Annotated in this window: 25 protein-coding genes and 1 other RNA gene; 11 read left to right on the top strand and 15 right to left on the bottom strand. The window is 70.6% G+C overall.

Annotated features, from left to right (window positions below):
* Positions 1–23: 23 nt before the first annotated feature.
* Positions 24–431: a PaaI family thioesterase gene (locus tag V5E28_RS34725; protein ID WP_336213343.1), complete on the bottom strand. Its 408-nt coding sequence runs from the start codon at positions 429–431 to the stop codon at positions 24–26.
* 25 nt (positions 432–456) lie between these two features.
* Between V5E28_RS34725 and V5E28_RS34720 the strand changes: the two genes are divergently transcribed.
* Together V5E28_RS34720 and V5E28_RS34715 are read left to right on the top strand one after the other, a co-directional pair.
* Positions 457–1,779, top strand: a complete 1,323-nt coding sequence (locus V5E28_RS34720) for a cytochrome P450 (protein ID WP_336213342.1) — start codon at positions 457–459, stop codon at positions 1,777–1,779.
* 53 nt (positions 1,780–1,832) lie between these two features.
* The gene (locus V5E28_RS34715; RefSeq protein ID WP_336213340.1) at positions 1,833–3,005 is read left to right on the top strand and encodes a hypothetical protein; all 1,173 of its coding nucleotides are present in this window, start codon (positions 1,833–1,835) and stop codon (positions 3,003–3,005) included.
* Here the strand turns inward: V5E28_RS34715 and V5E28_RS34710 are convergent.
* On the bottom strand, positions 2,963–3,991 hold the full coding sequence (locus tag V5E28_RS34710) for a copper resistance D family protein (RefSeq protein ID WP_336213339.1): 1,029 nt from the start codon (positions 3,989–3,991) through the stop codon (positions 2,963–2,965). The genes V5E28_RS34715 and V5E28_RS34710 overlap by 43 nt on opposite strands.
* Entirely contained in the window at positions 3,988–4,557 is a 570-nt protein-coding gene (locus V5E28_RS34705) for a copper resistance CopC family protein (protein ID WP_336213338.1), read from the bottom strand. Before V5E28_RS34705 ends, V5E28_RS34710 begins: the two co-directional genes overlap by 4 nt.
* Positions 4,558–4,608: 51 nt before the next feature.
* Between V5E28_RS34705 and V5E28_RS34700 the strand changes: the two genes are divergently transcribed.
* Complete coding sequence (locus V5E28_RS34700; protein ID WP_336213337.1) at positions 4,609–5,367, top strand: class I SAM-dependent methyltransferase; 759 nt, start codon at positions 4,609–4,611, stop codon at positions 5,365–5,367.
* A 135-nt stretch (positions 5,368–5,502) separates the two neighbouring features.
* Here V5E28_RS34700 and V5E28_RS34695 read toward each other — a convergent pair whose 3' ends face one another.
* The 3 genes from V5E28_RS34695 to V5E28_RS34685 are packed head-to-tail and all read right to left on the bottom strand — an operon-like array spanning position 5,503 to position 8,807.
* Positions 5,503–6,102, bottom strand: coding sequence for a TetR/AcrR family transcriptional regulator (locus V5E28_RS34695; protein WP_336213335.1), 600 nt, complete (start codon positions 6,100–6,102; stop codon positions 5,503–5,505).
* 11 nt (positions 6,103–6,113) lie between these two features.
* The gene (locus V5E28_RS34690; RefSeq protein WP_336213334.1) at positions 6,114–7,463 is read right to left on the bottom strand and encodes a sensor histidine kinase; all 1,350 of its coding nucleotides are present in this window, start codon (positions 7,461–7,463) and stop codon (positions 6,114–6,116) included.
* Positions 7,464–7,466: 3 nt separating this feature from the next.
* Entirely contained in the window at positions 7,467–8,807 is a 1,341-nt protein-coding gene (locus tag V5E28_RS34685) for a sensor histidine kinase (protein WP_336213332.1), read from the bottom strand.
* A 158-nt stretch (positions 8,808–8,965) separates the two neighbouring features.
* On the opposite strand from V5E28_RS34685, the gene V5E28_RS34680 reads away from it, so the two are divergent.
* From V5E28_RS34680 to V5E28_RS34670, 3 genes are read left to right on the top strand one after another with little or no spacing between them, the layout of a single operon-like run.
* A complete protein-coding gene (locus V5E28_RS34680; RefSeq protein WP_336213330.1) occupies positions 8,966–10,132 on the top strand; it encodes an acyl-CoA dehydrogenase family protein in 1,167 nt (388 codons plus the stop codon).
* Positions 10,129–11,175: an acyl-CoA dehydrogenase family protein gene (locus V5E28_RS34675; protein ID WP_336213328.1), complete on the top strand. Its 1,047-nt coding sequence runs from the start codon at positions 10,129–10,131 to the stop codon at positions 11,173–11,175. Before V5E28_RS34680 ends, V5E28_RS34675 begins: the two co-directional genes overlap by 4 nt.
* Positions 11,175–12,662: an AMP-binding protein gene (locus V5E28_RS34670; protein WP_336213326.1), complete on the top strand. Its 1,488-nt coding sequence runs from the start codon at positions 11,175–11,177 to the stop codon at positions 12,660–12,662. Before V5E28_RS34675 ends, V5E28_RS34670 begins: the two co-directional genes overlap by 1 nt.
* Here the strand turns inward: V5E28_RS34670 and V5E28_RS34665 are convergent.
* The 8 genes from V5E28_RS34665 to V5E28_RS34630 form a co-directional block, all read right to left on the bottom strand.
* On the bottom strand, positions 12,634–13,770 hold the full coding sequence (locus V5E28_RS34665; protein WP_336213325.1) for a C45 family peptidase: 1,137 nt from the start codon (positions 13,768–13,770) through the stop codon (positions 12,634–12,636). The genes V5E28_RS34670 and V5E28_RS34665 overlap by 29 nt on opposite strands.
* A gap of 34 nt (positions 13,771–13,804) precedes the next feature.
* Positions 13,805–14,779, bottom strand: a complete 975-nt coding sequence (locus V5E28_RS34660; protein ID WP_336213323.1) for a helix-turn-helix transcriptional regulator — start codon at positions 14,777–14,779, stop codon at positions 13,805–13,807.
* Positions 14,780–14,833: 54 nt separating this feature from the next.
* The gene (locus V5E28_RS34655) at positions 14,834–16,267 is read right to left on the bottom strand and encodes an Nramp family divalent metal transporter (RefSeq protein ID WP_336213321.1); all 1,434 of its coding nucleotides are present in this window, start codon (positions 16,265–16,267) and stop codon (positions 14,834–14,836) included.
* A 68-nt stretch (positions 16,268–16,335) separates the two neighbouring features.
* Positions 16,336–17,115: a GNAT family N-acetyltransferase gene (locus V5E28_RS34650; protein ID WP_336213319.1), complete on the bottom strand. Its 780-nt coding sequence runs from the start codon at positions 17,113–17,115 to the stop codon at positions 16,336–16,338.
* The gene (locus tag V5E28_RS34645; RefSeq protein ID WP_336213316.1) at positions 17,112–18,152 is read right to left on the bottom strand and encodes a dipeptidase; all 1,041 of its coding nucleotides are present in this window, start codon (positions 18,150–18,152) and stop codon (positions 17,112–17,114) included. Before V5E28_RS34645 ends, V5E28_RS34650 begins: the two co-directional genes overlap by 4 nt.
* A 76-nt stretch (positions 18,153–18,228) precedes the next feature.
* Positions 18,229–19,668, bottom strand: coding sequence for a flavin-containing monooxygenase (locus V5E28_RS34640; protein WP_336213315.1), 1,440 nt, complete (start codon positions 19,666–19,668; stop codon positions 18,229–18,231).
* Positions 19,669–19,746: 78 nt separating this feature from the next.
* A complete protein-coding gene (locus V5E28_RS34635) occupies positions 19,747–20,490 on the bottom strand; it encodes a hypothetical protein (RefSeq protein ID WP_336213313.1) in 744 nt (247 codons plus the stop codon).
* Positions 20,491–20,516: 26 nt separating this feature from the next.
* On the bottom strand, positions 20,517–20,741 hold the full coding sequence (locus V5E28_RS34630) for a nuclear transport factor 2 family protein (protein ID WP_336213312.1): 225 nt from the start codon (positions 20,739–20,741) through the stop codon (positions 20,517–20,519).
* Here V5E28_RS34630 and V5E28_RS34625 point away from each other — a divergent pair.
* The 5 genes from V5E28_RS34625 to V5E28_RS34605 all read left to right on the top strand — a co-directional run bounded on the left by V5E28_RS34625 (position 20,735) and on the right by V5E28_RS34605 (position 24,858).
* On the top strand, positions 20,735–21,535 hold the full coding sequence (locus V5E28_RS34625) for a Nif3-like dinuclear metal center hexameric protein (protein WP_336213311.1): 801 nt from the start codon (positions 20,735–20,737) through the stop codon (positions 21,533–21,535). The two genes, V5E28_RS34630 and V5E28_RS34625, sit on opposite strands and share 7 nt — an antisense overlap.
* A 2-nt stretch (positions 21,536–21,537) precedes the next feature.
* Positions 21,538–22,278, top strand: a complete 741-nt coding sequence (locus V5E28_RS34620) for a zinc ribbon domain-containing protein (protein ID WP_336213309.1) — start codon at positions 21,538–21,540, stop codon at positions 22,276–22,278.
* Positions 22,275–23,546, top strand: coding sequence for a bifunctional RNase H/acid phosphatase (locus V5E28_RS34615; RefSeq protein ID WP_336213307.1), 1,272 nt, complete (start codon positions 22,275–22,277; stop codon positions 23,544–23,546). The genes V5E28_RS34620 and V5E28_RS34615 overlap by 4 nt, the downstream gene beginning before the upstream one ends.
* 253 nt (positions 23,547–23,799) lie before the next feature.
* Positions 23,800–24,193: RNase P RNA component class A (rnpB, locus tag V5E28_RS34610), an RNA gene on the top strand.
* A 350-nt stretch (positions 24,194–24,543) separates the two neighbouring features.
* Entirely contained in the window at positions 24,544–24,858 is a 315-nt protein-coding gene (locus V5E28_RS34605) for a hypothetical protein (RefSeq protein ID WP_336213306.1), read from the top strand.
* A gap of 332 nt (positions 24,859–25,190) precedes the next feature.
* Here the strand turns inward: V5E28_RS34605 and V5E28_RS34600 are convergent.
* A partial coding sequence (locus V5E28_RS34600; protein WP_336213304.1) for a tyrosine-type recombinase/integrase occupies positions 25,191–25,748 on the bottom strand: 558 nt, incomplete at its 5' end.

The raw sequence follows: 25,748 nt of genomic DNA, 5'->3' as shown, positions 1-25,748 counted from the left end.
CCTGAGAGATCCCTGAGACGCGGCTACGCCAGGATCGCGTAGACGGTCGCGGCCCGGGCCGCCGGCTCGGCCTCGCCGTCGGCCGTGAGCGTGATCTCGGCGAAGGCCAGCGTGCGGCCGAGCTTGGTGATGCGCGTGTCGATCAGCACGTCCTTGCCCGTCACCGGCCGCTGGAAGGTCGTCGACTGCTGCACGGTGGTCATCGGCACGAACCCGCCTCTGGCCGAGGAGATCGCGATGGCCGTGGCCGTGTCGGCGGCGGCCATCATCGCCTGGCCGCTCAGCCCGCCGCCCTCCCTGGCCAGCTCGCCGGACCACGGCAGCCGCAGGACCGCGTGGCGCTCGCCCACCTCCTGCACCCGCAGCCCGAGCCGCTGGATCCAGGGCGCGAAGTAATCCTGGAGAATCGCCTCTGCGTCTTCTGGGGTCACGCGCCCATCATGCACGCTGGATCCCATGAGCGAGGAGACGCCGAGGCCCGCTGTGGACGACGCGGCGGGGTCCGATCCCCCTGTGGACAGCGTCCAGGACGTCTTCCTGCCGTCCACGTACGAGCAGGCGGTGCCGTACGAGCTGTTCGCCCGGCTGCGGCGGGAGGCCCCCGTCTGCCGGATCCCCGAGCCGGCGGTGGGCCCGTGGAAACAGGGCCCCGGTTACTGGGGCGTGTTCCGGCACACCGACGTCAAGCACGTGCTGCGCACCCCGGAGGACTTCTCCTCCCACCTCGGCGCGACCCAGATCCGCGACCCCGACACCCCCGCCGACCTGGCGTTCGTCCAGGCCATGATGCTCAACACGGACCCGCCGGACCACTCCAGGCTGCGCCGCATCGTCGCGGCGGCCTTCACCCTGCGGGCGGTCCGGGCGCTGGAGCGCACGATCACCGAGCGGGCCTCGGAGCTTTTCGCCGAGGGCGCGTGCGACTTCGTGGAGGTGGCCGCCGACCTGCCCGTCTGGACGCTGGCGCACGTCATGGGGGTGCCGGGGCGAGACAGGCGGCTGCTGTACGACTGGGCGTCACGGGTGATCGGCTATCAGGACGCCGACCACGCCGGCCTGTCCACGGCGGAGGCGGCGTCGCTCACCCCGATGGGCCGCCTGGCCGTCGCCGCCCGCCCCGAGCCGCGCCCGGGCACGAACCCGCGCTCCCGAGCTGCCCTGGCCGACATGTTCGGCTACGCCCACGCGCTGGCCGGATCGCCCGTGGACGAGGAGTCGGTGATGTCGGCCATGCTGCGCGGCGGCCTGACCGAGGCCGAGTTCGAGAACATGTTCTTCCTGTTCGCCGTGGCGGGGAACGAGACCCTGCGCAACGGCATCCCCGGCGGGCTGCTCACCCTCCTCCAGCACCCCGCCGAGCTGGCGCGGCTGCGCGCCGACCCGTCGCTGCTGGAGTCCGCCGTGGAGGAGATGCTGCGGTTCTGGCCGCCGGTGATGGACTTCAGGCGTACGGCCACCCGCGACCTCACGCTCGGCGGGCAGCGCATCCGGGCGGGCGAGAAGGTGGTGGTCTATCACGCCTCGGCCAACCGGGATCCGGCCGTCTTCGCCGATCCCGGCCGCTTCGACGTCGCCCGCGCCCCCAACGACCACGTCAGCTTCGGCTTCGGCCCGCACTTCTGCCTCGGCGCCCACCTCGCCAGGGTGCAGCTCCGCGCGGTCTTCAGGGAGCTGCTCCGCTGGGACGTCACGCTCGCGGGCGCCCCGCGCCGGCTCACGTCCAACTTCCAGAACGGGCTCAAACACCTTCCCGTACGGCTCAGACCTGCGCTTTCGTGACCATGTCTTGCCAGCGTGGGGGTGGCGCGCCGGTTGACCGTAAGATTTCGGCCGTGAAGTCACCAGCGACGTTGAAGAAGGCCGCCGCGTGGGCCTTGCCCTACTGGACCAGAGGCCCGGCGGGGCGCGAGACGCCACACGAGTTGTTCCGGGTGCTCTACTTCGGGTGGCTGGTGGCGTTCACGCTCAAGGTGCTCGGCTCCGCCTGGGACGTCTCCTGGCACTTCATGTGGCTGCGTGACGACCTGGCCCCGCCCCACCTGCTCAACTCCGTCGGCACCGCGATGGTCCTGGCGCTGACGATCATCCACGGCTACACCGGCTACGGCGTCGACAAGGCGGCGCTGCGGCTGATCCAGTGGGGCACCGGCATCTTCCTGGTCGCGGTGCCGCTCGACCTGATCAACCACCGGATCAACGGCCTGGACATCACGTCGTGGAGCCCGTCGCACCTCTCGCTCTACATCGGCACCTTCTTCATGATCGCGGGCGTGGTCCGCGGCTGGTTCGTGGGGGCGCCGCCGGGACGCGAGCGCACCGTGGTGCTCGGCGCGTTGCTCGCCTTCTTCCTGGAGAACGTGCACTTTCCTGAGCAGCACCAGGAGTACGGCATCCTGTCGCTCGGAGCGTGGAACAACGGCATCGTCTACGCCGAGAAGATCCTGCTGGACTTCGCCGCCGAGCAGATGGGCCGTCCGGTGGACCGCGTGATGGTGACCAACTTCACGCTGCCCGTCCCCGACGTCCTCTATCCGGTGTACGCGGTCGTCGCCGGCCTCGGCGTGCTGGTGGCCGCGCGGATGCTCATCGGCAGGTTCGGCGCGGCGACGCTGGTGGCCGCCGCCTACGTGGGCGTCCGCCTGGTGTTCTGGCCGATGCTCACCTTCACCGGCTTCCCGCCGTCGGCGGTGCCGCTCTTCCTGGTCGCCGGCGGGCTCCTCGTGGACCTGGCGTTCCTGCTGAGGCACCCGCTGGTGCGGGCCGTGGTGGGGTCCGCCGTGGCGACCGCGGCCGTCTACGGCGGGCTGGCCGCGCAGAGCGCGCTCATGGGTCCGGTGTACGGCCTGCTCACGGGCCAGGACGACCTGCTGGGAGCGCCGCCCCTGGCCATGGCGTCGGCCGTCTGGGCAGGGCCGGGCCTGCTGGTCGCCTGGCTGGCGTGCGAGTGGTTCGCGGGCCGGGGTCAGCCGATGGAGGCCCGGGTGATGGCCACCGCCACGCCGTAGGCCAGCCCCATCACGGCCACCTCGGCCGCCGCCCAGCCGACGACGGCCGTGGCCTCGCCCCGGCGCACGGCCGGCAGCAGCCGGAAGCGGATGTGCGCCGCCAGCGGCACGAGCAGGGCGGTCAGCGTCACCTTGATCACCACGAGCACGCCGTACTGGCTCGTCACGACCGCCTCGGGGAGTCGCACGCCGGGCGTGAGCGCCATCGTGCCGAGCCCGCTCACGAGCCCGGACAGGGCCACCATCAGGAGGCAGACGGTCGCCAGCCGGGAGAACCGGGGCAGCACGACGGCCAGCAGCTCCCTGCGCGGGGCGACGAACAGCACCGTCGCCAGCAGTCCGCCGGTCCACGCCGCGGCGCCCATGACGTGCACCTCCATCATGATCATGATGGGGTCGTGCCAGACCGAGTTCACGGCGTGCCCGGTGACGGGGATGGGCAACAGGCCGAACAGGGCCACGATGATGCGCAGCTCGGCCGGCACCTTCTCGCCGCACCGCACCGCCATCAGCCCGATGCCCGCGGCGGCCAGCGCGCAGGCGGCGCTGAAGAGCAGCCCCTGGCCGGTGCCGACGGTGTCGACGTAGGAGGCGATCATGCCGAGCGTGGGCACGCCCCCCGGGTTGAGCTCGGCCGTCTGGAACACGATCGTCAGCAGCGCGCAGACCGCCCATGCCCAGGCGGCGGTGACCGCGAGCGGACGCACCCGGCGCATCACCGGCTCGGTCCTGTCGGGCGCGTCGAACCCCAGCAGCTTGGCCAGCAGGCTCAGCCCGACCACGGCCACGGCCGCGACGTCGAGCAGCACCCGCACGACGGGCAGCCCCACGGCCACGACCGGCCCGGGCATCGGGATGCCGGGCACCGACTCCTGCGCGGTGAGCGTGCTGGCCACGACGGTGGCCACGACCGCGCACACGGCGAACGTCCCGGCGACGAGCCTCCCGCCGATCCGCCGGTCGACGGGGGTGGCGGTGAGCGTCACGCGCGCGTCTCCCCACCGGCGTCGGAGGGGCGCGTGCCGGAGCGGCGCAGGGCCACGGCGGTGCCCGCCGCCAGCACCAGCAGCGCGGCCACGATCCACACGACCGCCATGCCCGCACCGCCGTTCGCGGCTGCCTCCGCCGCCGCGGCGCCGGCGTCCGGCCCGGCCTGGACCGGGGCGGCCCCGGTGTCCTGCGGCGCTCCGGCGGCGCCGCCGAGGGTGAAGCCGATCTTGCCGGTGACCGGGTGCCCGTCGGACGACAGGATCCGGTAGCCGACGACGTACGCCCCGGCCGCCTTCAAGGGCTTGACCTTGACCGTCACCCGCTCGGCGGACACGGTCGCCGCCCCGTCGGTCCACGCCGACCCGTCCGCTCCCGTCACGCCGATCTGCGCGTAGCCCTGGCGGACCGGCTGGTCGAAGATCAGCGTGATCTGCGCGGGCGGGGCCGACAGCGTCGCCCCGTCCTTCGGGTCGCTGCCGATCAGCACGTTGTGCGCCTGCGCGGGGGGAGCGATCCCCATCGCCGCACAGGCGAGCAGGAGGACCGTGACTAGCCGCCTCACCGATCAAAACCTTCCATCGATCGCCGTCCGAACCCGTATATGGTCCCATCCGTGTCCGACCTGTTCGGCGGCGCGGCCGCCTACTACGCCAGATACCGTCCCGGCTACGGGCCGGAGGTGATCGAACACCTCGCCCGCGTGTTCGGCCGGGGCGCCCGTGTGCTCGATCTCGGCTGCGGTCCAGGCACGGTGGCGATCCCGCTGGCGCCACTGGTCACCGAGGTCGTCGCGGTGGACCCCGACCCGGACATGCTGGCCACCGGCCGGAGACTGGCGGGCGCGCGGGCGAGCATCCGCTGGCTGCCGGGAGACTCCACCTCGCTGCGCGCGCTGCCCGCCTTCCACCACGTGGTGATGGGCCGCTCGTTCCACTGGATGGACCGCGGCGCCGTGCTGTCGGATCTGGACGAGCTGCTTCCGCCGGACGGTGTGGTGGCGCTGCTCGGCCCGACCCGCGAGCCGCGCGAGCCGCCGTGGGAGCCGGTCGTGCGGCCGGTCCGGGAGAAGTTCGGGCTGCTGCCGCGCTTCGGAGGCGGTTCCTTCCAGGCCAGTGGCGAGCACCACCAGGACGTGCTGGCGGGCTCGCCGTTCGGCCGGGTGGAGGCGGCGATCTTCGAGCGGCGGCTGGAGTGGGACGTGGACGCCGTGGTCGGCCTGCAGCTCTCCTACTCCTTCAGCTCTCCCGCGAGGCTCGGCGGCAGGCTGGAGGCGTTCAGCGAAGCCGTCAGGGCCGCTCTGCTGGCCGCCTGCCCGCCGGGCGGGTGGGAGGAGCGGGAGACGACCGAGGCGCTGATCGCCAGGCGTCCTTGAGCCGGCCCCTCCCGCGCGGCTCCTCCCAGATGCCCATGGCCTTCCAGACCCGCCTGGTGACCGCGTTGACCAGGCCGATCTCGGCGCACAGCTCGCGTGTCCTGGATTCCAATAAGCCGGAAAGGGCGCGGCGGCTCACAGGTCCTCCGCGGCCATCCCCACCTCCCTGGCGGCGGCCGTACGGACGAGTTGCGAGACGCGGCGGCGCGACAGGACCTTGCCGTGCACGTTGATCTGGATCGCCAGCCCGTCGCTGAGCGCGAAGATCCGCCAGGTGGCGCCCTCCGGGTCGTCACAGGTGAAGACGCCCGACTCCACGCCGGCCTCGATGATGCCGCGCAGCACCTGCCTGCACTGGATGTCCAGCCGGCGTGAGGTCTCCGCCAGGTCCTGGCTGCGCATCGACTCGGCCCAGGCGTCGATCCACAGCCGCCAGCCCTCGGGGGAGGCGGTCGGGGAGCAGAGCCGCAGCAGCGCGCGCAGCCGCTCCAGCGGCGGCCGCGGCGACCGCTCGACTCCGGCCAGCGATTCCAGATGACGCCTGGCCGCGTACGCGAACGCCTGGGCGAACAGCCGGTCCTTGGTCTCGAAATGGTAGAAGAGCAGGGCCTGGCTGACACCGGCGGCTCTGGCGATGTCGATCGTCCTGGTGTGGCCGAACCCCTGAGCCGCGATCACCTCGCAAGCGGTCTTCAATAAGTCTTCGCGCCGTAACCGGCTGAAACCTGAAGTCACATGAGGCAACTTTAATCATTACGCAATGGGATTCGTAGGACAAACCGGGCGCCAGTGTCCGAGTCCTCGATCGTGAGCGAGCCGTTATGCGCGTGCGCTATCTCCCGGGCGATGGGCAGGCCGAGGCCGGTGCCGCCCGCGTCCCGGCTGCGTGAGGCGTCCAGGCGGGCGAAGCGCCTGAAGACCTGCTCGCGTTGATCAGGCGCGATGCCCGCGCCGTCGTCGAGAATCTCCAGCACGCCCATCTCCCCATCCGCCCGCGCGGTGACGGTGATCGTGAACTCGGCGTGCCGCTCGGCGTTGTCGAGCAGGTTCATGAGCAGCCGGGACAGCCGCATCCTGTCGCCGGTGACGACCAGTCCCGGCTCCAGCTCGCGCAGCATCCGCTTGCTCCGCGGTCGTCGCGCCAGCTCCTCCTCCACCAGCTCGGCCAGATCCACGGGCTCGGCCGCCTGCGGCGCGCTCGCGTCGAGCTTGGCGAGGGTGAGCAGGTCGGTGACGATGGCCTGCAGCCGGTCCAGGCTGTCCAGCACCGCCTGGCCGGTCCGCGGCCACTCGGTGTCCCGCGGATAGAGCAGAGCCTCCTCCAGTTGGGCGCGCATCGCGGTGATCGGGCTGCGCAGGTCGTGCGAGGCGTCGGCGGCGAACCTGCGCTGCTGCTCCACTGCCCTCTCCAGCCGCTCCAGCGTCTGGTTGATGGTGCGGGCCAGGTCGTCGAGCTCGTCCTGGTGCGCCGAACGCGGCACTCTCCGCTCCAGGTCAGTGGCGGTGATCTCGGCCAGTTCGTTCTTGATGGCCGCCACCGGCGCGAGCGCCCGCCACGCGACAAGCGAGGCCACGTTGGCGGTGATCAGCGAGGCGGCCAGCACGCCGAGCAGCGCGCCCAGCACATACGTGGGGCTGATGTACCAGGACACGTCGGAGGAGTAGGCATACACCATCCAGCTCGTCCCGCGCACCGGCACCCAGTAGCCGACGGTGATCAGGCACCGCTCGCCGGGAACCAGGTCGGTGCAGGTCTTGGTGACCACGCGCAGGGACTCGCCCTCGACCCTCGCCCGGGTCAGCGGTGGCAGGCCGAGCAGCCGTGAGCTGGCCTGGCGTACCTTGCCCCGGTCGTCCACCACCTGGATGAGGTCGACGTTCTCGGTGATGGTCACCGGTTTGAGGTCGTCGGGCGCGCGCCGCTCCACGTCGAAGGAGACCCGGCGGGCGGCCTGGGACGTCTGCTCGATGACGTAGTTGGTGAGCAGCGCGTGCAGCAGCGGGGTGGCCAGCACCACGCCGACGAGGCCGGACCCCAGCGTCGCCAGCAGAGCGGACACGGTCAGCCGCCGGCGCACCGACCACCGGGTGAACATCGCTCAGCCCTCCCTGAGAGGCAGGCGGAGCACGAACCTGGCGCCGGAGGCGGAGTCCTCGATGGTGAGGGTGCCGTGGTGCGCCTCGGCTATCTCGCGGGCGATGGGCAGGCCGAGGCCGGTGCCGCCGGCGTCGCGGCTGCGGGAGGCGTCGAGCCGGGTGAACCGCCTGAAGACGGCCTCGCGCTGGTCGGGCGCGATGCCCGCGCCGTCGTCCAGCACTTCCAGCGCGGCCTGGCCGTCCTTGCGGACCACGACGACGATCATGCTCTCGGCGTGCCGCTCGGCGTTGTCGAGCAGGTTCGTGAGGAGGCGGGCCAGCCTGAGCCGGTCGCCGGTGACCACCACGCCGGGCTGCAGCGTGGTGGTCACCGGCTTGGAACGCTCTCTGGCGGTCTCCAGCGAGACCAGCTCGGCCAGGTCCACGGGCTCCTCGGTCGCCGGCGCGCCCGCGTCCAGCTTGGCCACCGTGAGCAGGTCGGTGACGATGTTCTGCAGCCGGTCCAGGCTGCTGAGCACCTCCCGGGCGGTCCGCTGCCAGTCGGTCTCCCGGGGGTGGAGCAGAGCCTCCTCGATCTGCGCGCGCATCGCGGTGATCGGGCTGCGCAGGTCGTGTGAGGCATCGGCGGCGAACCTGCGCTGCTGTTCCATCGCCGCCTCCAGCCGCTCCAGCGTCTGGTTGGCGGTCACGGCCAGGGCGCGGATCTCGTCGTCGGTCTCCGGCGCCGGCACGCGCATGCCCCTGCCGCCGCCGGCGCTGATCTCGGCCAGGCAGGCGCGGATCCGGTCCACCGGCGCGAGCGTCCTGGCCACGACGCGGGACACGCCGAACCAGGTCAGCCCCACCAGTCCGAGCGAGAGCCCGATGAGGAAGGCCGGCACGGCCGGGCTGACGAACCACGGGGTCAGCTTCTCGGTGGAGTACACCAGCCAGTCGCCGTCCTGCTGGTACGCGCGGAAGACGAGGACGAGATTGCACTGACCGGGGAACCCGGGCAGGTCGCACACCTCCCGGACCGCCTTGGCGCTGTCGGGACGGGGCTCGAGCGTGCTGATGCGAGGCACGCCCGCGAGGTCCCCCGTGGCGGACGTCACCCGCCCGCCGGAGTCGACCACCTGAACGCTGACCAGGCCGGCGGGCAGGACGCGGGGCAGCTGGTCCCGCTCGATCAGATGGACGACCCGCAGGGCCGAGTCCTCCACCGTGACCATCTGGAAGTTGGCGGTCGCGTGGTAAACGGCGTAGAGCACGTAGGAGTTGACCACGACGCAGAGCAGCGCCATGGCAGCGCTGGCGAACAGCGTCAGCCGTGCCCGCACGGAAGTGCCGAACCGTGTGATCACACCTTTCCCCCCGGTGACCAGATGATCACACTAAGTCACTACAATTCTAATTAAGGGAGATTCAACGACAATTCGGGATAAATACCTCCAGATCATTGCTCTGTACGGCCCGGGCATGGCTGGTTAGAGTAAGTGAGCACTGATGCCGAGGAGTCGATGTGAATCTCGCTGATTACCGGCGTGCCGCCAGGGCCTGGCTGGTGGCCAACACCCCATCGGACCACCGGCCGGAAGGCGATCCGATCGCTCTGGCCAAGGACTTCATGGCCAGGCTGTACGATGCCGGCTACAGCGGCATCACCTGGCCGCGGCAGTGGGGAGGCCAGGGGCTGACCCAGGCGGAGGAGCGCGCCTTCGCCGCCGAGGCCGGCGACTTCACCCTGCCCCTCTACGTCTTCTCCATCGGCCTCGGCATGACCGGGCCGACGCTGGTCGACCGCGGCACCGACGAGCAGCGCGAGCGCTTCGTCCGGCCACTGCTGCGCGGCGAGGAGATCTGGTGCCAGCTCTTCTCCGAGCCGGGCGCGGGCAGCGACGTGGCCAGCCTGCAGACCAGGGCCGCGCGCGACGGCGACGGCTGGATCGTCAACGGCCAGAAGGTGTGGACGTCGGTCGCCCACCACGCCGACTGGGGGCTGCTGCTGGCCCGCACCGACGTGGACGTGCCCAAGCACAAGGGCCTGACCATGTTCGTGGTGGACATGCACCATCCGGGTGTCACGGTCAGGCCGCTGAGGGACATGAGCGGCAGGGCCAACTTCAACGAGATCTTCTTCGACGACGTCCACATCCCCGACGAGCACCGCGTCGGCGAGGTCAACGACGGGTGGGGCGTCGCGGTCACGACCCTCCTGCACGAGCGGCTGTCGATCTCGGCCGGCGTGGGCATGGGGAGCCAGAGGGACAACCCGGCCTCCCTGGAGGCACTGCGCGAGGTGCTCGACACGAGCGACCCGCTGGTCCGCGACCAGCTCGTCGAGCTGCACATCCGCTCGCGCGCCCTGGCGCTGTTCAACCAGCGGCTGGCCCAGGAGACCAACGCGGGCGTCTTCCCCGGCGCCCGTGGCAGCGCGGCCAAGCTGCTGCTGGCCGAGCTGACGGTCTTCCAGGCCGACCTCGCCACGCAGCTCGCCGGCCCGGCCAGCGTGGTCGATGACCACCCGCTCGGCCAGGCCCTCGCCGTCGCGCCGGGGATGGCGCTGGGCGGCGGCACCAACGAGATCATGCGCAACATCGTCGGCGACCGCGTGCTGAACCTGCCGCCCGAGCCCAGGGTGGACAAGACCGTGCCGTTCAAGGACCTGAAGGTGGGGACGCAGGCGTGAAGCTCGTACTCAGCCAGGAGCAGCAGGAGCTGCGCGCCGCCGTCCGCGCGTTCCTGGGCGCGGCCTCGCCGCTGCCCAAGGTGCGTGACGGCTACGACCCCCAGGTCTACACGCGTCTGAGCGGCGAGCTGGGCCTGCCGGGCCTGATCATCGGCGAGGAGTACGGCGGCGCGGGCGGAGGCTTCGCCGACCTGGCCGTGGCGCTGGAGGAGACCGGGGCGGCGCTGCTGCCCGGCCCCTTCCTGGCGACCACGTTCGCCACGATCGCGCTCACCCGGGTGCCCGACAAGGAGCTGCTGGCCGGGATCGCCGAAGGCCGGATCACGGCCACCCTCGGGCAGCCGCCGGCGGACGGCGACGTCACAGCCGAGACCGGCGGCGAGTCGGCCGCCGTCACCGGGACGCTGGCCCAGGTGCTGTCGGGCATGGAGGCCGACGTTCTGGTGGTGCCCGCCCGCACGCCGGACGGCCTGGTCATGGTCGCCGTGGAGCTCGCCGGCGAGGGGGTCACCAGGACGCCCCTGGCCGCGCTCGACATCACCCGCGGCCAGGCCCGCGTCGAGCTGGCCGGAGCACGCGGCCGGGTGCTCGGCCCGCGGCCCGACGGCGGCATCGGCGACAGGCTGTGCGTGGCGCTGGCGGCCGAGCAGCTCGGCGTGATGCGGGCCTGCCTGGACGCCATCGTCGCCTACGCCAAGGTACGCGTGACCTTCGGCCGATATATCGGCTCCTATCAGGGCGTCAAGCACAAGCTCGCCGACATGCACTGCAAGCTCGAACAGGCCGAGTCCATCGTGCGCTTCGCCGCCTGGGCCGCCGACGAGTCCCCGGACGAGCTGCCCTCCGCCGCCGCACTGGCGCAGGCGTACGTGGGCCGCGCCTGCTTCGAGGTGGCCCGCGACCACCTGCTGCTGCACGGCGGCATCGGCTACACCTGGGAACACGACGCGCATCTGTTCTACAAGCGGGCCAAGACCGACGAGGTGCTGCTCGGCCCGCCGCGCATCCACCGCAACCGTCTCGCCGAGCTACTGGAGCTGTGATGGACATCAGCGCGCTGCCGGGGTTCTACGCGATCGCCGAGGCCGACCCGGGCCGGATCGCGGTGATCGACACCGACGAGTCCCAGGTCACCTACGGCGACCTGCTGGCCAGGGTCAACCAGGTGTCCCACGGGCTGCGCGCCCGCGGGCTCGGCGTCGGCGACGTGGTGGCGGGCGTGCTGCCCAACGGCCTCGACGCGGTCGTCATGCTGATGGCGACCGGGCAGATCGGCCTCTACTACGTGCCGATCAACTGGCATCTCACCGAGCCCGAGGTGGCGTACATCCTGGGTGACTGCGACGCCAAGCTGGTCGTGACCGGCGCCGCCTACAGCAGGCCGGGAGCCGAGATCGGCACGGACGGGCTGGCCGGAGGGCAGCCGTCCGGCGCGCCGGAGGATCGGACCGCAGGAGCGGTCATGTGGTACACCTCCGGCACCACCGGCTTCCCCAAGGGGGTGCAGCGCCCGCTGCCCGGCGCCGAGCCCGAGAGCATCGTGCCGCTCTACACCTGGTTCCTCGGCGAGGTCGTGGAGCTGCGTCCGGGCGACGGCGTGCACCTGGTGACCTCGCCGATGTACCACTCCGCGCCGTGCGCCCACACGCAGTTCGCGCTGCATTTCGGGCACACCGTGGTGATCGCGCCGCGGTTCGAGCCGGCGAGCATCCTGGAGCTGATCGGCCGGCACCGGGTGACGAACGCGATGATGGTGCCGACCATGTTCCACCGGATGCTGCAGCTGCCCGAGGAGGTCAGGCGGCGAAGCGACGTCTCCAGCCTCCAGCAGGTCATCCACACCGCGGCCGCCTGCCCCGTCGCGGTCAAGCAGCAGATCATGGACTGGTGGGGGCCGGTGCTGTACGAGTACTACGGATCGACGGAGTCCACGATCGCCTTCTCGGTCAAGCCGCACGACTGGCTGGCCAGGCCGGGCACGGTCGGCAAGCCCGCGCCCACGTTCGAGGCCAGGATCCTCGACGAGGCAGGGGCCGAACTGCCCCCGGGCGAGCCCGGCCTCGTCTACGTCAAGTCCAGCCTGGGCACCTTCGAGTACCGCAAGGACCCGGCCAAGACCGCGGCCAGCATGCGCGGCGAGTGGTACGCCCCCGGCGACATCGGCTACCTGGACAAGGAGGGCTTCCTGTTCCTGTGCGACCGGCGCACCGACCTGATCGTCTCGGGCGGGGTCAACATCTACCCCGCCGAGATCGAGGCCGCGCTGCTGGAGCACCCGGCCGTGGCGGACGTGGCCGTCATCGGGGTGCCGGACGAGGAGTGGGGGCACAACGTGGTCGCCCTCATCGAGCCGTCCGAGGGCGTCACGCCCGGCCCCGAGCTCAGCGCCGAGCTGCTCGAACACTGCGGGCCGCGGATCGCCAGGTTCAAGCACCCCAAGGTGATCGAGTACCGGGAGACGCTGCCGCGCACCCCGACGGGCAAGCTGTCACGCTCGAAGGTCAGGCAGGCGTACCTGGACGCGCTGTGAAGACCAGTTCCTCGGTGTAGCGGAGCTCGTCGGCCCCGTCACCCAGGTAGAAGCGGGTCGAGAGCGTGCGGTCGTGGGTGTCGAAGACCGTGCTCCAGACGGTACGCCACGGCATGGCCGGGTCCTTGCCCACCGCCACCTCCCGCAGGCTCTCGCGCAGATCCCGCGGTGACATGGTGGCGCCCTTGCTGCGCTCGTACAGCGTGCGCAGCCTGCCGAAGGTGCCGAAGGAGACCTCGCTGTCCTCGGGCAGGTTCATCGGGTCGGGGTTGCGGTGCAGCAGGTGGTTGGTCACGCACAGCGGCCCGTCCCCGACCTCGATGATGTGCTCGGTGCCGTCCTTGCCGCGCTCCCACACGAACGCCCCGCCGTGCGCGTCGGCGACGAGGTAGTGCAGGGGCATGCCGTAGTCGTAGTGCTTGGCGCCGAGCAGAGCCTGCTTGGCCTGCTCCACGTTCTCGCAGGTGTCGACGAGGAACCTGGGCAGCTGCACGCTGGCCAGGCCGACCTGCGGTCCTGCTTCCTCCGGCGGCGCGGCGGTCTCGAAGTCGGCGATGAGCAGCATCACCGCGAGCCCGGCCTCGTTGATGCCGTCCATGCAGCCGTCCAGCTCGGACATGGTGATGACGGTGGAGGCGAGCCCCTCCTCCGGCACCGTGGTGATCACGTAGGGGCGTGAGGCCATCGGCAGCTCGCCGGGCCCCGGCGTGCCACCCATGATCTCGCCCGTGGTCATGGTGAAGAAGTCGTAGTTGCGGCCCACCCTGCCGTGCCCGTCCGTGGCGGCCGAGGGCGGGCACCACAGCGCCGAGCAGCCGGACCCGGCGGGAACGTAGGCGAGGGTGTCGAGCGCCACCTCGTCCTGGTCCGGGTCGAGGCCGAGCGCCGCGGCCGCGCCGTCCATGCGGGCGTGGTGCTGCGGCCAGTGCCGTTCGAACCAGGTGCGGCGCGCCCGGTTCACGGTGGGGTCGGAGAGGGGCGGCGTCCAGCCGAGCCGGAGCGCCTCCTCGGTGACCTGCCTGCCGATCTCGATCTGGCCGCCGCGGAGCGTCATGTGGCGGACGAGCTGGAAGTCGTTCCTGCCGCCCGCGACCTGTGTGATGTTCATGCTCCGAGGATGCGGGGCGGCGCTGACCGGCCTCCTACCGCCCGCTGACCGCCCGCCGGTAGCGCTCCGACAGCCGCAGCACCGTCTCCGCCAGCTCGGGCGGGTCGAGCACCTCGAAGTCCAGCCCGAGGAAACCGACCCAGACCGCCATCCCGTCGAGGTCGTCGCCACCCAGCCTGAGCAGGCAGGTGCCGTCGTCGACAGGCTCCACCTCCAGGCCGGGGCCCAGCGACATCGCCCGCACCTCCTCCGCGCGGGCGTGCAGCAGCATCGTCCCCCGGTAGCGCCACATGGCGGTGTTCACCCCCCTCTCCACGAAGGCGGCCACGTCGCCGTCCTCGGGCAGCTCACGCGGGGTGAAACGGGGTCCCGCGGGCGTGCGCGGCCGGAGCCGGTCCACCCGGAACGTCCGCCAGTCCTGCCGCTCCACGTCGTAGCCGACCAGATACCAGCGGCCGCGCCGGTGCACCAGCCGGTACGGCTCCACGTTCCGCACGGTGTCCGCGCCGTCATGGGAGGTGTAGTCGAAGCGCAGCCGTTCGCGGTCCCGGGCCGCGTTCGCGATCGTGGTCAGCACCTCGGGCGCCACCGAGGGCGACTTGCCGGGGATCTGCCCGGGGATCTGCACGGTGAAGGTGTTGAGCGCGCTGACCCGCCGCCGCAGCCGCGACGGCAGCACCTGCTCCAGCTTGGCCAGCGCGCGGACCGACGACTCCTCGATGCCCTCCACGCCGCCGCCCGCCGCCCTGCCGAGCCCGACCGCGACCGCGACCGCCTCCTCGTCGTCGAGCAGCAGCGGAGGCAGCGCGGCGCCTGCCCCGAGCCGGTAGCCGCCCGCGACGCCGGGTGTGGCGTGCACCGGGTAGCCGAGGCTGCGCAGCCGCTCCACGTCGTTGCGGATCGTTCTGGTGGAGACCCCGAGCCGGTCGGACAGCTCGGGGCCGGTCCACTCCCTGTGCGCCTGGAGCAGCGACAGCAGCTTGAGCAGGCGGGCCGAGGTTTCCAGCATGCCTGCCAGTCTGCCCGCTATCGCGGAAGGTCCGCTTCCGCATTGAGGATGACCTCAACCTCCGAAGATCCGCTGCGCCTGCTGGATCGCCACGATGACGGTCAGCGTGCCGAAGAAGGCCACCGACCAGATCAGCGCGCCGAGCCGGTAGGAACGGACCTTGATGGCGTCGGGCAGCGCCTTGCGGTTCAGGATGATCAGCAGGATCGAGTACACGAACATCATCACGGCCGCGAAGCTGGCCGAGAACACCAGCAGGATGAGCGGCTGGTCGAAGCCGAGCAGCAGGATCGCGATGCCGAGCAGCGCCATCGCCCAGACCACGATGAAGTAGACGCGGTTGACCGAGACGTCGCGGTCGCGCAGGTAGACGGTCTTGAGCATGTCGGAGGCGAGCCGCGAGGTGTAGTCGACGATGCCCATCGCCGAGGCGAACAGTGCCAGCGCGCCGATCACCCAGAACAGCACGCCGAACCACGGCCCGACCACGTCCTGCAGCACCTGGCCCTCGACCTGCAGGAAGTCGATGCTGTTGGCGAGCCCTTCCCTGCCGAACACGGTGGAGTAGGCGAGCATCGACATCAGCGCGATCGTCACGAACGACACCAGCGCGAACGTGGACGCCTGCTCGATGTTGGCGAAGCGCCACCACTGCCGCCAGCGCTCCAGGTTCGCCTTCGTGGGGGCGAACTGGAAGCCGGTCGACGCCGCGGCCTCCTCGTGCCCGGTGACCGGGCTGACCAGGCGCGGCACGTACTGGCCCATGCCGAAGCCCTTGTCGCGGATCCAGTTGCTCTGGCACAGGTTCTGCCCGCCGCCCGCGCCGGCGTAGGCGATGGCGCCCATCAGCACCGCGAACTCCAGCGGCGGCACGGGGAACTGCGCACCGACGGTCAGGCCCCGGCCGAGCTGGACCCAGCTCTCGGCGGTGATCGCGAACACGATGGCGACCACCACGAGGATCAGCACCAGGCCGATCTTCACGAAGATCACCCGTTCCAGCGCGTTGTAGATCACCGGCGCCAGCGTCAGCCCCAGCGCGATCACCAACAGCATGCCGATGGCGATCCAGCGGACGCTGTCCTCGCCCGTGCCGGTCAGGTAGGTCACCATCGTGGCCGACGTGGTCACCCACCCCGGCCACAGGTTCGAGCCGAGCGTCATGAGGACGAACACCAGGCCCCAGTGCTTCCACATCCGGCTGAACCCGGTGAGCGCGGTCTCGCCGGTGGCCAGCGTGTAGCGCTCGATCTCCATGTTGAGGAACCACTGGGTGATGATGCCGATCGCGGCGCCCCAGATGAACACCAGGCCGACCTGGGAGGCGATGTACGGCCAGAGAATGAATTCGCCGGAGGCCAGCCCGACTCCGGCGCCCACGAGGCCGGGGCCGATGATCCGCCACGGCGACCGCGGCGGCTCGGGCAGGTCACGGATGGCGACTGATGGCAGGACTCGAGCGGGAACGGTGGGAGTGAATTCCGTCATGCGGATCTCCTTGCTCGCTTACCTAAGAGCCACATTACAGAGATCGGAAACAATGGTGGAATACCTCGTTAACCACGATTCACCACATAATCCCCAGTGTCGGTGAAGCCCGTGACACGCGCCCCCTGGGCGAGGAGTCCGCCGAGCACCTCCCGCACGGCCAGCCGCCACGCCCGCGCCGCCTCCGGGTCCTCCCGCCGGAGCGTCTCGATGTCGCGCGGCGTCGCCACCAGCACCATCGGGCCGATGGCGGGCGCCACGACCGGTCGCTCACCCGCCGTGCCCAGCACCCTCGGATGCGGCGGCACTCCCCTCTCACCGCCGGGCGGCTCGGCCAGGTGCCAGACCGCGAGCAGCCGGTCGGAATCGTCCCCCTCGTTGATCGCGTCGGCCATGGGACCGTAGAAGCTCTCCAGGTACGCCTCCGGCCTGGCGCCCAGTTTGACCAGGTTGAAGCGGGCGTTCCTGCGCACCAGCGGGTCGAACGTCCAGGTGATCCGCTCCAGCCCGCGCCGCAGGCACCAGGTGCGCTGGTGCAGCTTGAGCGCGTAGCCGACGCCGCGTCCCAGCATCGCCCCGGTGACGTGCGAGTGCAGCGTCCGGTCCGCCGCCAGGAACCCCACCGACGCGCCGACGAGCGAGTCGCCCACGAAGGCGCCCGCCACGTAGCCGCCCGCGTGCGAGAAGGCGATCATCAGCTCCAGCGGCACCGGCACGTTGCTCGGCTCGGGGTGCCAGATGTCGTCGAAGAGCGTGAACGCCTGCTGGAACTCGGCGGTCTCGCGCAGCTCGCGGATCACCACGCCGCCGCGCGCGGCCGCCTCCGCCGCCAGGTCCTCACCGGTCACGAGGTGTTCATACCCAGCAACTCGGTGAAGAGCCGGTGCACGTTACCGCCGATGATCTTCTGGACGTCCTTCTCCGGCAGTCCGCGTCCGAGCAGGCCCTCGGTCACCATCGGCAGCCCCGCCGGGCCGTCCAGGCCCGGGATGGACGCGGTGACGTCGACGCCCCGCGCGTTCACGTCCTCGCAGCACGGCGGCGTCAGGTCCGCCATCACCTCGCGGATGAAGTCCGGCCCGAGGCCCACGTGGTCGATCCCGGCGACCCCCGCGATGTGCTCGATGTGGTCGAGCAGGTGGTCCAGCGTCGCCTCATGCTCGCGCTCGGTGAGGAACGGGGCGAAGAAGTTCACGCAGATCACGCCGCCCGTGCCGGCCACGCCGCGCAGCTGCTCGTCGGTGAGGTTGCGGTGGTGGTCACGGAGCGCGCGGGCGGAGGAATGGGTGGCCAGCACCGGCCTGGTGGCCAGCTCCAGCACCTGGGTCACCCCGGAGGCGCCCAGGTGGGAGACGTCGAAGACGATGCCGAGCCGCTCCATCTCGGCCAGTGCGGTCACGCCGTGCGAGGTCAGCCCGCTGCCGGTGGCATCCTCGCCGCTGCCGTCGGCCAGCGGCGTGCGGCCCCAGTGCGCGATCGAGGCCACCCGCACGCCCAGCCGGTGCACGGTGGAGATCAGCTCCACGCTCGCGTCCAGCCCCGGCATGCTCTCCAACGCCAGGACCAGCGCGATCCTGCCGTCGTCCAGCGCCGCGTCGATCTCCGCAGCGTCGCGGCAGAGCCGGACGTGCTCCGGATTGCCCTCGGCCAGCACATGGGCGCACTCGATCATGCGCAGCGTCTGCCGCAGCGCGCCCTCGGGCCGGTAGGCGTCGTCGATGAAGACGGGCAGCACCTGCAGGCCCACCCCGCCGGCGACGAGCTGGGGCAGCCAGCGGTCGCGGAAGAAGGACGCCCACTGCTCGGGAGGCCGGGCGGAGACGGCCATCAGGAGGTCGTTGTGGGTGTCGGCGACGAGAGAGCGCTGGTGAAGGGAGGTCGTCATGCGTCGGACGTTACCGCGCGCGCCAGACCGCGGCCATGTCGCACGGCACAGGATCCGGGCCCGGACTTGGGGAGCCTCACACCTGTCTGTAGGCAGGCCTCGGTGGCCTGGCCGTCAACCTGCGGTAGAGGGTGGACGGCCCCGGCCAGTTGTTGGTGACGCGGCCTTCGGCCGTCTTGTACCAGCTCTGGCAGCCGTCGCCCCACACCATCCGCGCCATCGCCGCGTCCAGCTGATCGCGCCAGGCCGCCATCACCTCCGGCCTCACCTCCAACCGCATGCCCTGCGAGAGGTACGGCATGCAGGCCATGATGTGGTTCACCTGGCATTCGATCATGAAGACGATCGAGTTGTGCCCGAGGTTGGTGTTGGGGCCGTACAGCATGAACAGGTTCGGGAAGTTCGGCGCCGAGATGCCGAGGTAGGCTTCCGCGCCGCCCGCCCACTGCTCGGCGAGGTCGCGCCCGCCGCGTCCGGTGACCCGCATGGGGGACAGGAACTCGGTGCTCCGGAAACCCGTGGCGTAGATGATCGTGTCCACCTCGTGCGGCGACTCCGCCGTCTTGACGCCCTTCGGCGTGATCCGGACGATCTTCTCGGTCACCACGTCCACGTTGGGCCGGCACAGGGCCGGATAGAAGGAGCTGTCGATGACCACCCGCTTGCAGCCGGGCGGGTAGTCCGGGGTGAGCCGGGCCCTCAGCCGGGGGTCCTTCACCTGGTCGTGCAGGTGGTTCAGGGCGCGCTTCTTCAGCAGGTCCTGGCTCCAGCCCTGGGCGAGCGCGGGATAGAGGGTGCCTTCGGCGTAGCGGTAGATCCACTCGCGGTAGGCGCGCTGGAGGCCGGGGATGAAGTGGAACGCCAGTTTGGCGGCGGGGCCGAAGGTGGCGTCGGGCTTGGGGATCACCCAGTTGGGGGTCCGCTGGAAGACCTCCAGCCGCTCGGCCTGCTCGGCGACGCGGGGGATGAACTGGGCGGCCGACGAGCCGTTGCCGATGACGGCCACCCGCCTGCCGGTCAGGTCGTGCTCGTGGTTCCACCGGGCCGAGTGGAAGGACGTGCCCTCGAACTCGTCCATGCCCGGGATGTCGGGTAAGTGGGGCCGGTTGAGCTGGCCCACGCCCATCACCACCACGTCGAACGCCTCGGGCTCCGCACCCGGGGTCGCCGTGGTGAGCTGCCAGTGGGAGCCGTCGAAGGCGGCGGCGGTGACCTCGGTACTGAACCGAATTTGCCGCCTGACATCGTATTTATCGGCGCAATGTTCTAAATAGCCGAGAATCTCTGGTTGTCCCGGATAGCGCCGGGTCCAGCTCGTGTACTTCTCGAAGGAGTACGAATAGAGGTGCGAGGGGATGTCGCAGCCCGCGCCGGGATAGGTGTTGTCGCGCCAGGTGCCGCCGAGGTCGTCGCCCTTCTCGAAGACCGTGTACGACCGGATCCCGGCCCGCTCCAGCCGGATCGCCATGCACAGTCCGCCGAACCCCGCTCCGATGATCGCGACCTTAGGTGTCATGCCGCCCTCCGCCAGCGTCAGGATTCACTTACAGTACGCCGAACCGCATTCTGTGCACACCCCTCGGCGCCTCGCGGATCACGGCGACTGTGTGCCTCGGCGCATGATGTGCATGAGCTCCAGCTGCTCCCAGAGCCGCGCTCGTAGCGCAGGATCGTCGCAGCCCCGCCCGAGGATCTTGATCTCGTCCGGATGGAACGGGATGTAGTCGGAGGGGCCGTCCCAGTCGTACGAGCACCGCCCGAGCAGTCTGTCCGAGTTGAGGTAGCCGTAGCAGCAGGCGCCGGCGAGCACCACGACGGCGAGCGCGGTCGGCATCCACCGGGGCAGCGCTCGCGGATGCGGCTTCGGTCGTCTGCCGGGGGGCCGCGAGCCGGCCCAGCCGCCGGCGAGGACGAGCAGCGTAGGGAGGAAGGCCTCCCAGCTCGCTCCCGAGAACTCCGGGCAGGTGGAGTCGGGCAGCAGGAGCACGCGGACATGCTGGAGCACCTGGTAGGCGACCAGGGCGGCGATCCCGACGCCCGCCGCCCGCACCTGCGCCTTCGCGGTCCCGTGCCGTACGACCCGCCACGTCAGCAGGGCCAGCAGCACCGGGGTCACCCACGCCAGCCACTCGCCGACGTCGTCGAGCCGGAAGTAGAGCACGCGCCGCCAGTCGGGCACCCGCTCCCAGGTGTCCATCCAGCACGCGGCGCCCTCGCCGAAGGTGAACCGGAACTCGCGCAGGAACCAGAGCGCGAAGGACTCGACGATCAGCCAGACCTCGAACGCCCAGGCCAGCGACCACCAGAAGACCGCGTACGTCCGGGGGGAAGATCGCACCGCATGACCTTACCGCCGGCCGGCGGTCACCCGTGGCGGCCCGCGTTGTGGAAGCGCACGTCCTCGGCGAACAGCGCCCCGACCGCCTCCCGATCGCCCCTGTTGACGGCTGCGGCGAACCGCTCGGCCAGCGCGAGGCCCGGTGCTCCCGCCGGGCGCGGCGGCGGCGCCTCGCCCGGCGACGGCGACGGGCCGCGCTTTCCGGGCGTGCTCCGGCGACCGGTAGTCTGCGCAGGTGGCCGCAGTGACACTGACCGATGTGATCGACGTGCTCGAGGTGGCGTATCCGCCGGCCAGGGCCGAGTCCTGGGACGCGGTGGGCCTCGTCTGCGGCGACCCCGCCCAGCCGGTGAGCCGGGTGCTGTTCGCGGTGGACCCGGTCGCCGTCGTCGCCGAGGAGGCCCTCGACTGGGGCGCCGACCTGATCGTCACCCACCACCCGCTCTACCTGCGCGGCACCACCAGCGTCGCCGCCACCACGCCCAAGGGGCGCCTGGTCCACACGCTGATCAAGCACGACGTCGCCCTCTACACCGCCCACACCAACGCCGACGTGGCCAACCCGGGCGTGTCCGACGCGCTGGCCCGCGCGGTCGGGCTGGTGGGCGACCTGGTGCCGCTGCAGCCGTTCGCCGACGACCCCTGGCGCGGGCTCGGCCGCATCGGCGACCTGCCGCGGGAGACGACGCTCGGCGAGTTCGCCGCCAGGGCTGCGGCCGGGCTGCCGCAGACCTCGTGGGGGATCCGCGTCGCCGGCGACGAGTCCCGCCGCGTCGCGCGGGTGGCCGTCAGCGGGGGAGCGGGCGACTCACTGCTGAGTACGGCGCGCGCCGCCGGGGTGGACGTGTTCCTGACGGCAGACCTGCGACACCACCCGGCCAGCGAGTTCGTGGAGGCGGGCGGTCCCGCGCTGATCGACGCCGCGCACTGGGCCACCGAATGGCCATGGCTCGACAGCGCCGCGTCCATCCTGGGCTCGAGTGGCGTTAACGTTGAGACGCGCGTCTCCGCCACGGTCACCGATGCTTGGACAAGAGGATATTGATCATGAAAGCAGCCCCCGAGGCCCAGAAGCGACTGCTCGACCTGGCTGAGCTCGACTCCAAGCTCGACCGGCTGGCACACCGCCGCCGCACCCTGCCCGAGCTGGCCGAGATCGACGAGCAGTCCAAGCGGTTCGCCAGGTTCGCCACCCAGGCGATCGAGGCCGAGACCGAGGCCGGCGACCTCGCGCGCGATCAGATCAAGGCCGAAGGCGACGTCGACACCGTCCGCACCCGCGCGGACCGCGACCAGAAGCGGCTCGACTCCGGCGCCGTGACCTCGCCCCGCGACCTGGCCGGCCTCCAGTCCGAGATCGTCTCGCTGCAGAGGCGGCAGGGCGACCTCGAAGAGGTCGTGCTGGAGATCATGGAGCGCCGCGAGGCCGCCGACACCAGGGTGCGGGAGTTCAGCGCGCAGCGCGACGAGCTCGCCGGGGGCCTGTCCGCCGCCGAGGCCCGCCGCGACGCCGCCTTCGCCGAGATCGACAAGGAGGCGGGAGAGCTGCGCGAGCGCCGCTCCGCCGCCGTCGGAGAGATCCCCGCCGACCTGCTGGCGCTCTACGAGAAGCTCAAGGACCAGTACGGCGTGGGCGCCGCGATGCTCCACGGCGGTCGCTGCCAGGGCTGCAAGGTGGCGCTGTCGATCGCCGAGATGAACCGCATCAAGGCCGCCCCGCACGACGAGGTGCTCCGCTGCGACGAGTGCCGCAGGATCCTCGTCCGCACCCCGGAGTCAGGCATTTGACCTCGTACGTCATCGAGGCCGACGGCGGCTCGCGCGGCAACCCGGGCCCCGCCGGTTACGGCGCCGTGGTCAAGGACGCCTCCGACGGCCAGGTGGTGGCGGAGGCGGCCGAGGCGATCGGCGTCGCGACCAACAACGTGGCCGAATACCGGGGCCTGATCGCGGGCCTGCGCTCGGTGCTGGAGCTGGCCGGCGACGGCGCCGAGGTGGCCGTCCGGATGGACTCCAAGCTGGTCGTCGAGCAGATGGCCGGCCGCTGGAAGATCAAGAACGAGGGCCTGCGCCCGCTCGCCCTGGAGGCGGCCAAGCTCGCCAGGCGACTGCGGGTGACGGAGTGGACCTGGATCCCCCGCGCCCACAACCAGCACGCCGACCGCCTCGCCAACGAGGCCATGGACGCCGCCGCCAAGGGCCTGACCTGGAAAGCGGGCGGTTCCGCCGCGCCCGAGGGGTCCACCCGCGTCTCCGGCGGGCAGAAGGCCGACGCCACCGGCGATGCCGGGACGCGTTCGCGAGCTCAGCGGCCGACTCCCCTCGCGGAGCAGACGGACCTCCTGGACGCGGGCGACATTCCCGCGCTGTCCGCCCCGACGGCCTCCGTCGCGGCTGCCCAGCAGCGCACCAGCGGCACCGGCTGGTCCCCTCCCACCCGCGTCGCCACCTCCCTCATCCTGCTCAGGCACGGCGAGACCTCCCTGTCGGTCGAACGGCGCTTCTCCGGCCTGGGAGACCCCGAGCTCACCCCCAACGGCCTGGCCCAAGCGGCTGCGGCCGCCGAAAAGCTGTCGCGTGACCCGTACAAGCTCGACGTGATCGTCACCTCCCTCCTCGGCCGCGCCCAGCAGACGGCCGCGGCCGTGGCGGCGCGGACGGGGCTCGACGTCGAGACGGACGAGGACCTGAGGGAGACCGACTTCGGCGCGTGGGAGGGGCACACCTTCACCGAGGTCCAGCGGCGCTGGCCCGCCGAGCTCGCGGCCTGGCTGGCCGACCCCGACACCCCGCCTCCCGGCGGCGAGAGCTTCGCCGCGGTGGGCCGTCGCGTCGAGCGCGCCCAGCGGCGCCTGATGGACACCTACGAGGGCCGGACGGTCCTGGTGGTCTCCCACGTGACGCCCATCAAGACGCTGCTGCGCCTCGCCCTGCTGGCACCTCCGGCGGCGCTCTACCGCATGCACCTCGACCTCGCGTGCCTGTCGCTGATCGAGCACTACGCCGACGGGCAGGCCGTGGTCAAGACCTTCAACGACACATCCCACCTGCGCTGACCGGCCGGTCCGGCGGAGACGCCGGCCGGCGGCGTCCGGCAGAGACGCCGACCGGCCGCGCCTGCGTTGACCGGCCCCGCCCGGCAGAGGCGTCGACCGGCCACGCCTGGAACCGGTCGTGCCGGATGCCGCCAGAACACCCGGCACGACCACAGGCGCCACCGCCCCCCTCAGGCGATGACACCGCCATCCCATCGGACCGATCTTGTCAATTGGTTGCGAACAGCTTGCATGCGATAACCTCGACCCCAGACGAGCCGGCCGGGCGACCGCGTCGGGCCCTCACAGGCCCGCCGAGGAAGGTCCGGGCTCCACAGGGCAGGGTGGTCGGTAACGCCGACCCGGGGTGACCCGCGGGACAGTGCCACAGAAAACAGACCGCCTTCCGGTTCTCCGGAAGGTAAGGGTGAAACGGTGGTGTAAGAGACCACCAGCGCCCACGGTGACGTGGGCGGCTCGGTAAACCCCACCCGGAGCAAGGTCAAGAAGGGACGCCTTTCGGGGCGTCCCGCGTGCGCCGCTTGAGGGCTGCCCGCCCGAGGCACACGGGTAGACTGCTCGAGGCCGCCGGCAACGACGGCCCTAGATGGATGGTCGCCCCTTCGCACTGCGAAGGACAGAACCCGGCCTACAGGCCGGCTCGTCTCACATCATGTGTTCTGACCTGGCGTGAAGCAGCCGCCACGCATGATCAGGGCACATTGAGGGCACTCTGCCTGACGCCTACGGGCTCGGCCCGGTTTACATCTCCTACCCGATCGGTCTGGCGGAGCCAGCAAGTGCTCGCCTCCGCAAGGGTGGGCCCACGAACGCCTCTGGTGCCAGGACCGACTCGGGCGTACTGTCGCATCGAATAGACGTTCGATGCAAAAAGATCGCCAAAGCCGGTGTAGGCAGGTGTCGCCTTCTGGCAACCCCGTCTATGCACCGGCAACATCAATAGCCATCTCTTCTCACGTCAAACTCAAGAAACAACCAGATAACGGAGTAGGGAGACATGAAAGACGAATTCTTCCCAGCCGGTTCTGTGCCTCATGATGATCCAGCGGTCGGTCGGGCCATGGCGACGATTGATGGGCTGCAACCCGCTGAACAAAGAGAACTCTTGCGTAGCACCTACCGCGCAACGCTGGCCTTCCAGCGAACCAAAGACATTGACCACCTCGTGCATTTCGCGAACAATCTCCTCGCGACCATTCGTCTGCGCGGCATCCCCGCCTACGCCGAGGCAATAAGGAGTGCTCCAAAAGATCAGGCGGAATCGGGCGGGTCGTTAGACATCGATGAGGTGCTCAACCGACTCATGGAGTAGCCATGGCGGAGCTCCGGCTCCACGCGGGAAGCGATCGAATACTCGCGAGATGGTGGAACTCAGATAGCCGCAAGGAGGGGGATCACCAGCTTGTCGCCAAAGTCCTAGAGACCATCCGGACCGGAGACTGGCGGAACAGATGGTGGTGGACCGAAGATCTGGCCGATGATCCCACTATCCTGCGCCCGATATCCATCTGGCCACGGGAAGACTTGGTGGTCACAGTCCGATTCTGGCCAGCCGAAGATCCTCCTGAGGTGGAATTAATCAAGATCCTTGATGTTGCAGACCTACCAGAGCACCAACCCCGAGAAGAAGCGTGACCGTCTTCATCACCGCGGCCGAATCTCCTTCGCGAACGCCATGTCCATTGCCTTGCGCGCACGCTGAGATGCTTCAGGCACCAGGTGGCCGTATAGATCCACAGTCGTCGTGATGGACTCGTGGCCAAGCCAACGAGACACTTCGGAGATCGGTACCCCCGCAGCCAGAGCCGTACTGGCGAACGTATGACGAAGATCGTGGAACGTGGTGTCCGGTAAGAGGCCGGCCGTAGCGATCGCTGGTCTCCAGATGGCGGCATTAAAGTAGTCGCGGCGAATGAGATTCCCGCGCGATGTACGGCACAGTACGTCGACAGGCCGCTCAGCGTCGATATGCTCTGCGAGAGCATCACGGAGAAACGACGGCATCGGCACTTCACGTACCGACGCAGGACTCTTCGGCACGGCCAGGATCGGATGTCGATTCACCACGACCACCTGCCTGTCAACCACAAGCATCTGCTCGTTCAAGTCAACACGATCCACCGCTAGTCCGAACGCCTCACCCTGTCGAAGGCCAGCCGCGGCCCCGAGCAGTACCAGGATGGCGAACTCCGTAGGCATGGC

This window comes from Nonomuraea sp. LPB2021202275-12-8, from assembly GCF_037044575.1.
GTDB lineage: Bacteria > Actinomycetota > Actinomycetes > Streptosporangiales > Streptosporangiaceae > Nonomuraea.
Note: the sequence above shows the minus strand (reverse complement) of the source record. Positions and strands in the feature narration are given on the sequence as shown.

Bases quoted from the DNA above. Each gene is read 5' to 3' on its own strand.
- V5E28_RS34640 (WP_336213315.1), bottom strand. From the start codon at position 19,668: ATGACACCTAAGGTCGCGATCATCGGAGCGGGGTTCGGCGGACTGTGC.
- V5E28_RS34720 (WP_336213342.1), top strand. From the start codon at position 457: ATGAGCGAGGAGACGCCGAGGCCCGCTGTGGACGACGCGGCGGGGTCC.
- V5E28_RS34670 (WP_336213326.1), top strand. From the start codon at position 11,175: ATGGACATCAGCGCGCTGCCGGGGTTCTACGCGATCGCCGAGGCCGAC.
- V5E28_RS34605 (WP_336213306.1), top strand. From the start codon at position 24,544: ATGAAAGACGAATTCTTCCCAGCCGGTTCTGTGCCTCATGATGATCCA.
- V5E28_RS34645 (WP_336213316.1), bottom strand. From the start codon at position 18,152: ATGACGACCTCCCTTCACCAGCGCTCTCTCGTCGCCGACACCCACAAC.
- V5E28_RS34620 (WP_336213309.1), top strand. From the start codon at position 21,538: ATGAAAGCAGCCCCCGAGGCCCAGAAGCGACTGCTCGACCTGGCTGAG.
- V5E28_RS34690 (WP_336213334.1), bottom strand. From the start codon at position 7,463: ATGTTCACCCGGTGGTCGGTGCGCCGGCGGCTGACCGTGTCCGCTCTG.
- V5E28_RS34665 (WP_336213325.1), bottom strand. From the start codon at position 13,770: ATGAACATCACACAGGTCGCGGGCGGCAGGAACGACTTCCAGCTCGTC.
- V5E28_RS34655 (WP_336213321.1), bottom strand. From the start codon at position 16,267: ATGACGGAATTCACTCCCACCGTTCCCGCTCGAGTCCTGCCATCAGTC.
- V5E28_RS34660 (WP_336213323.1), bottom strand. From the start codon at position 14,779: ATGCTGGAAACCTCGGCCCGCCTGCTCAAGCTGCTGTCGCTGCTCCAG.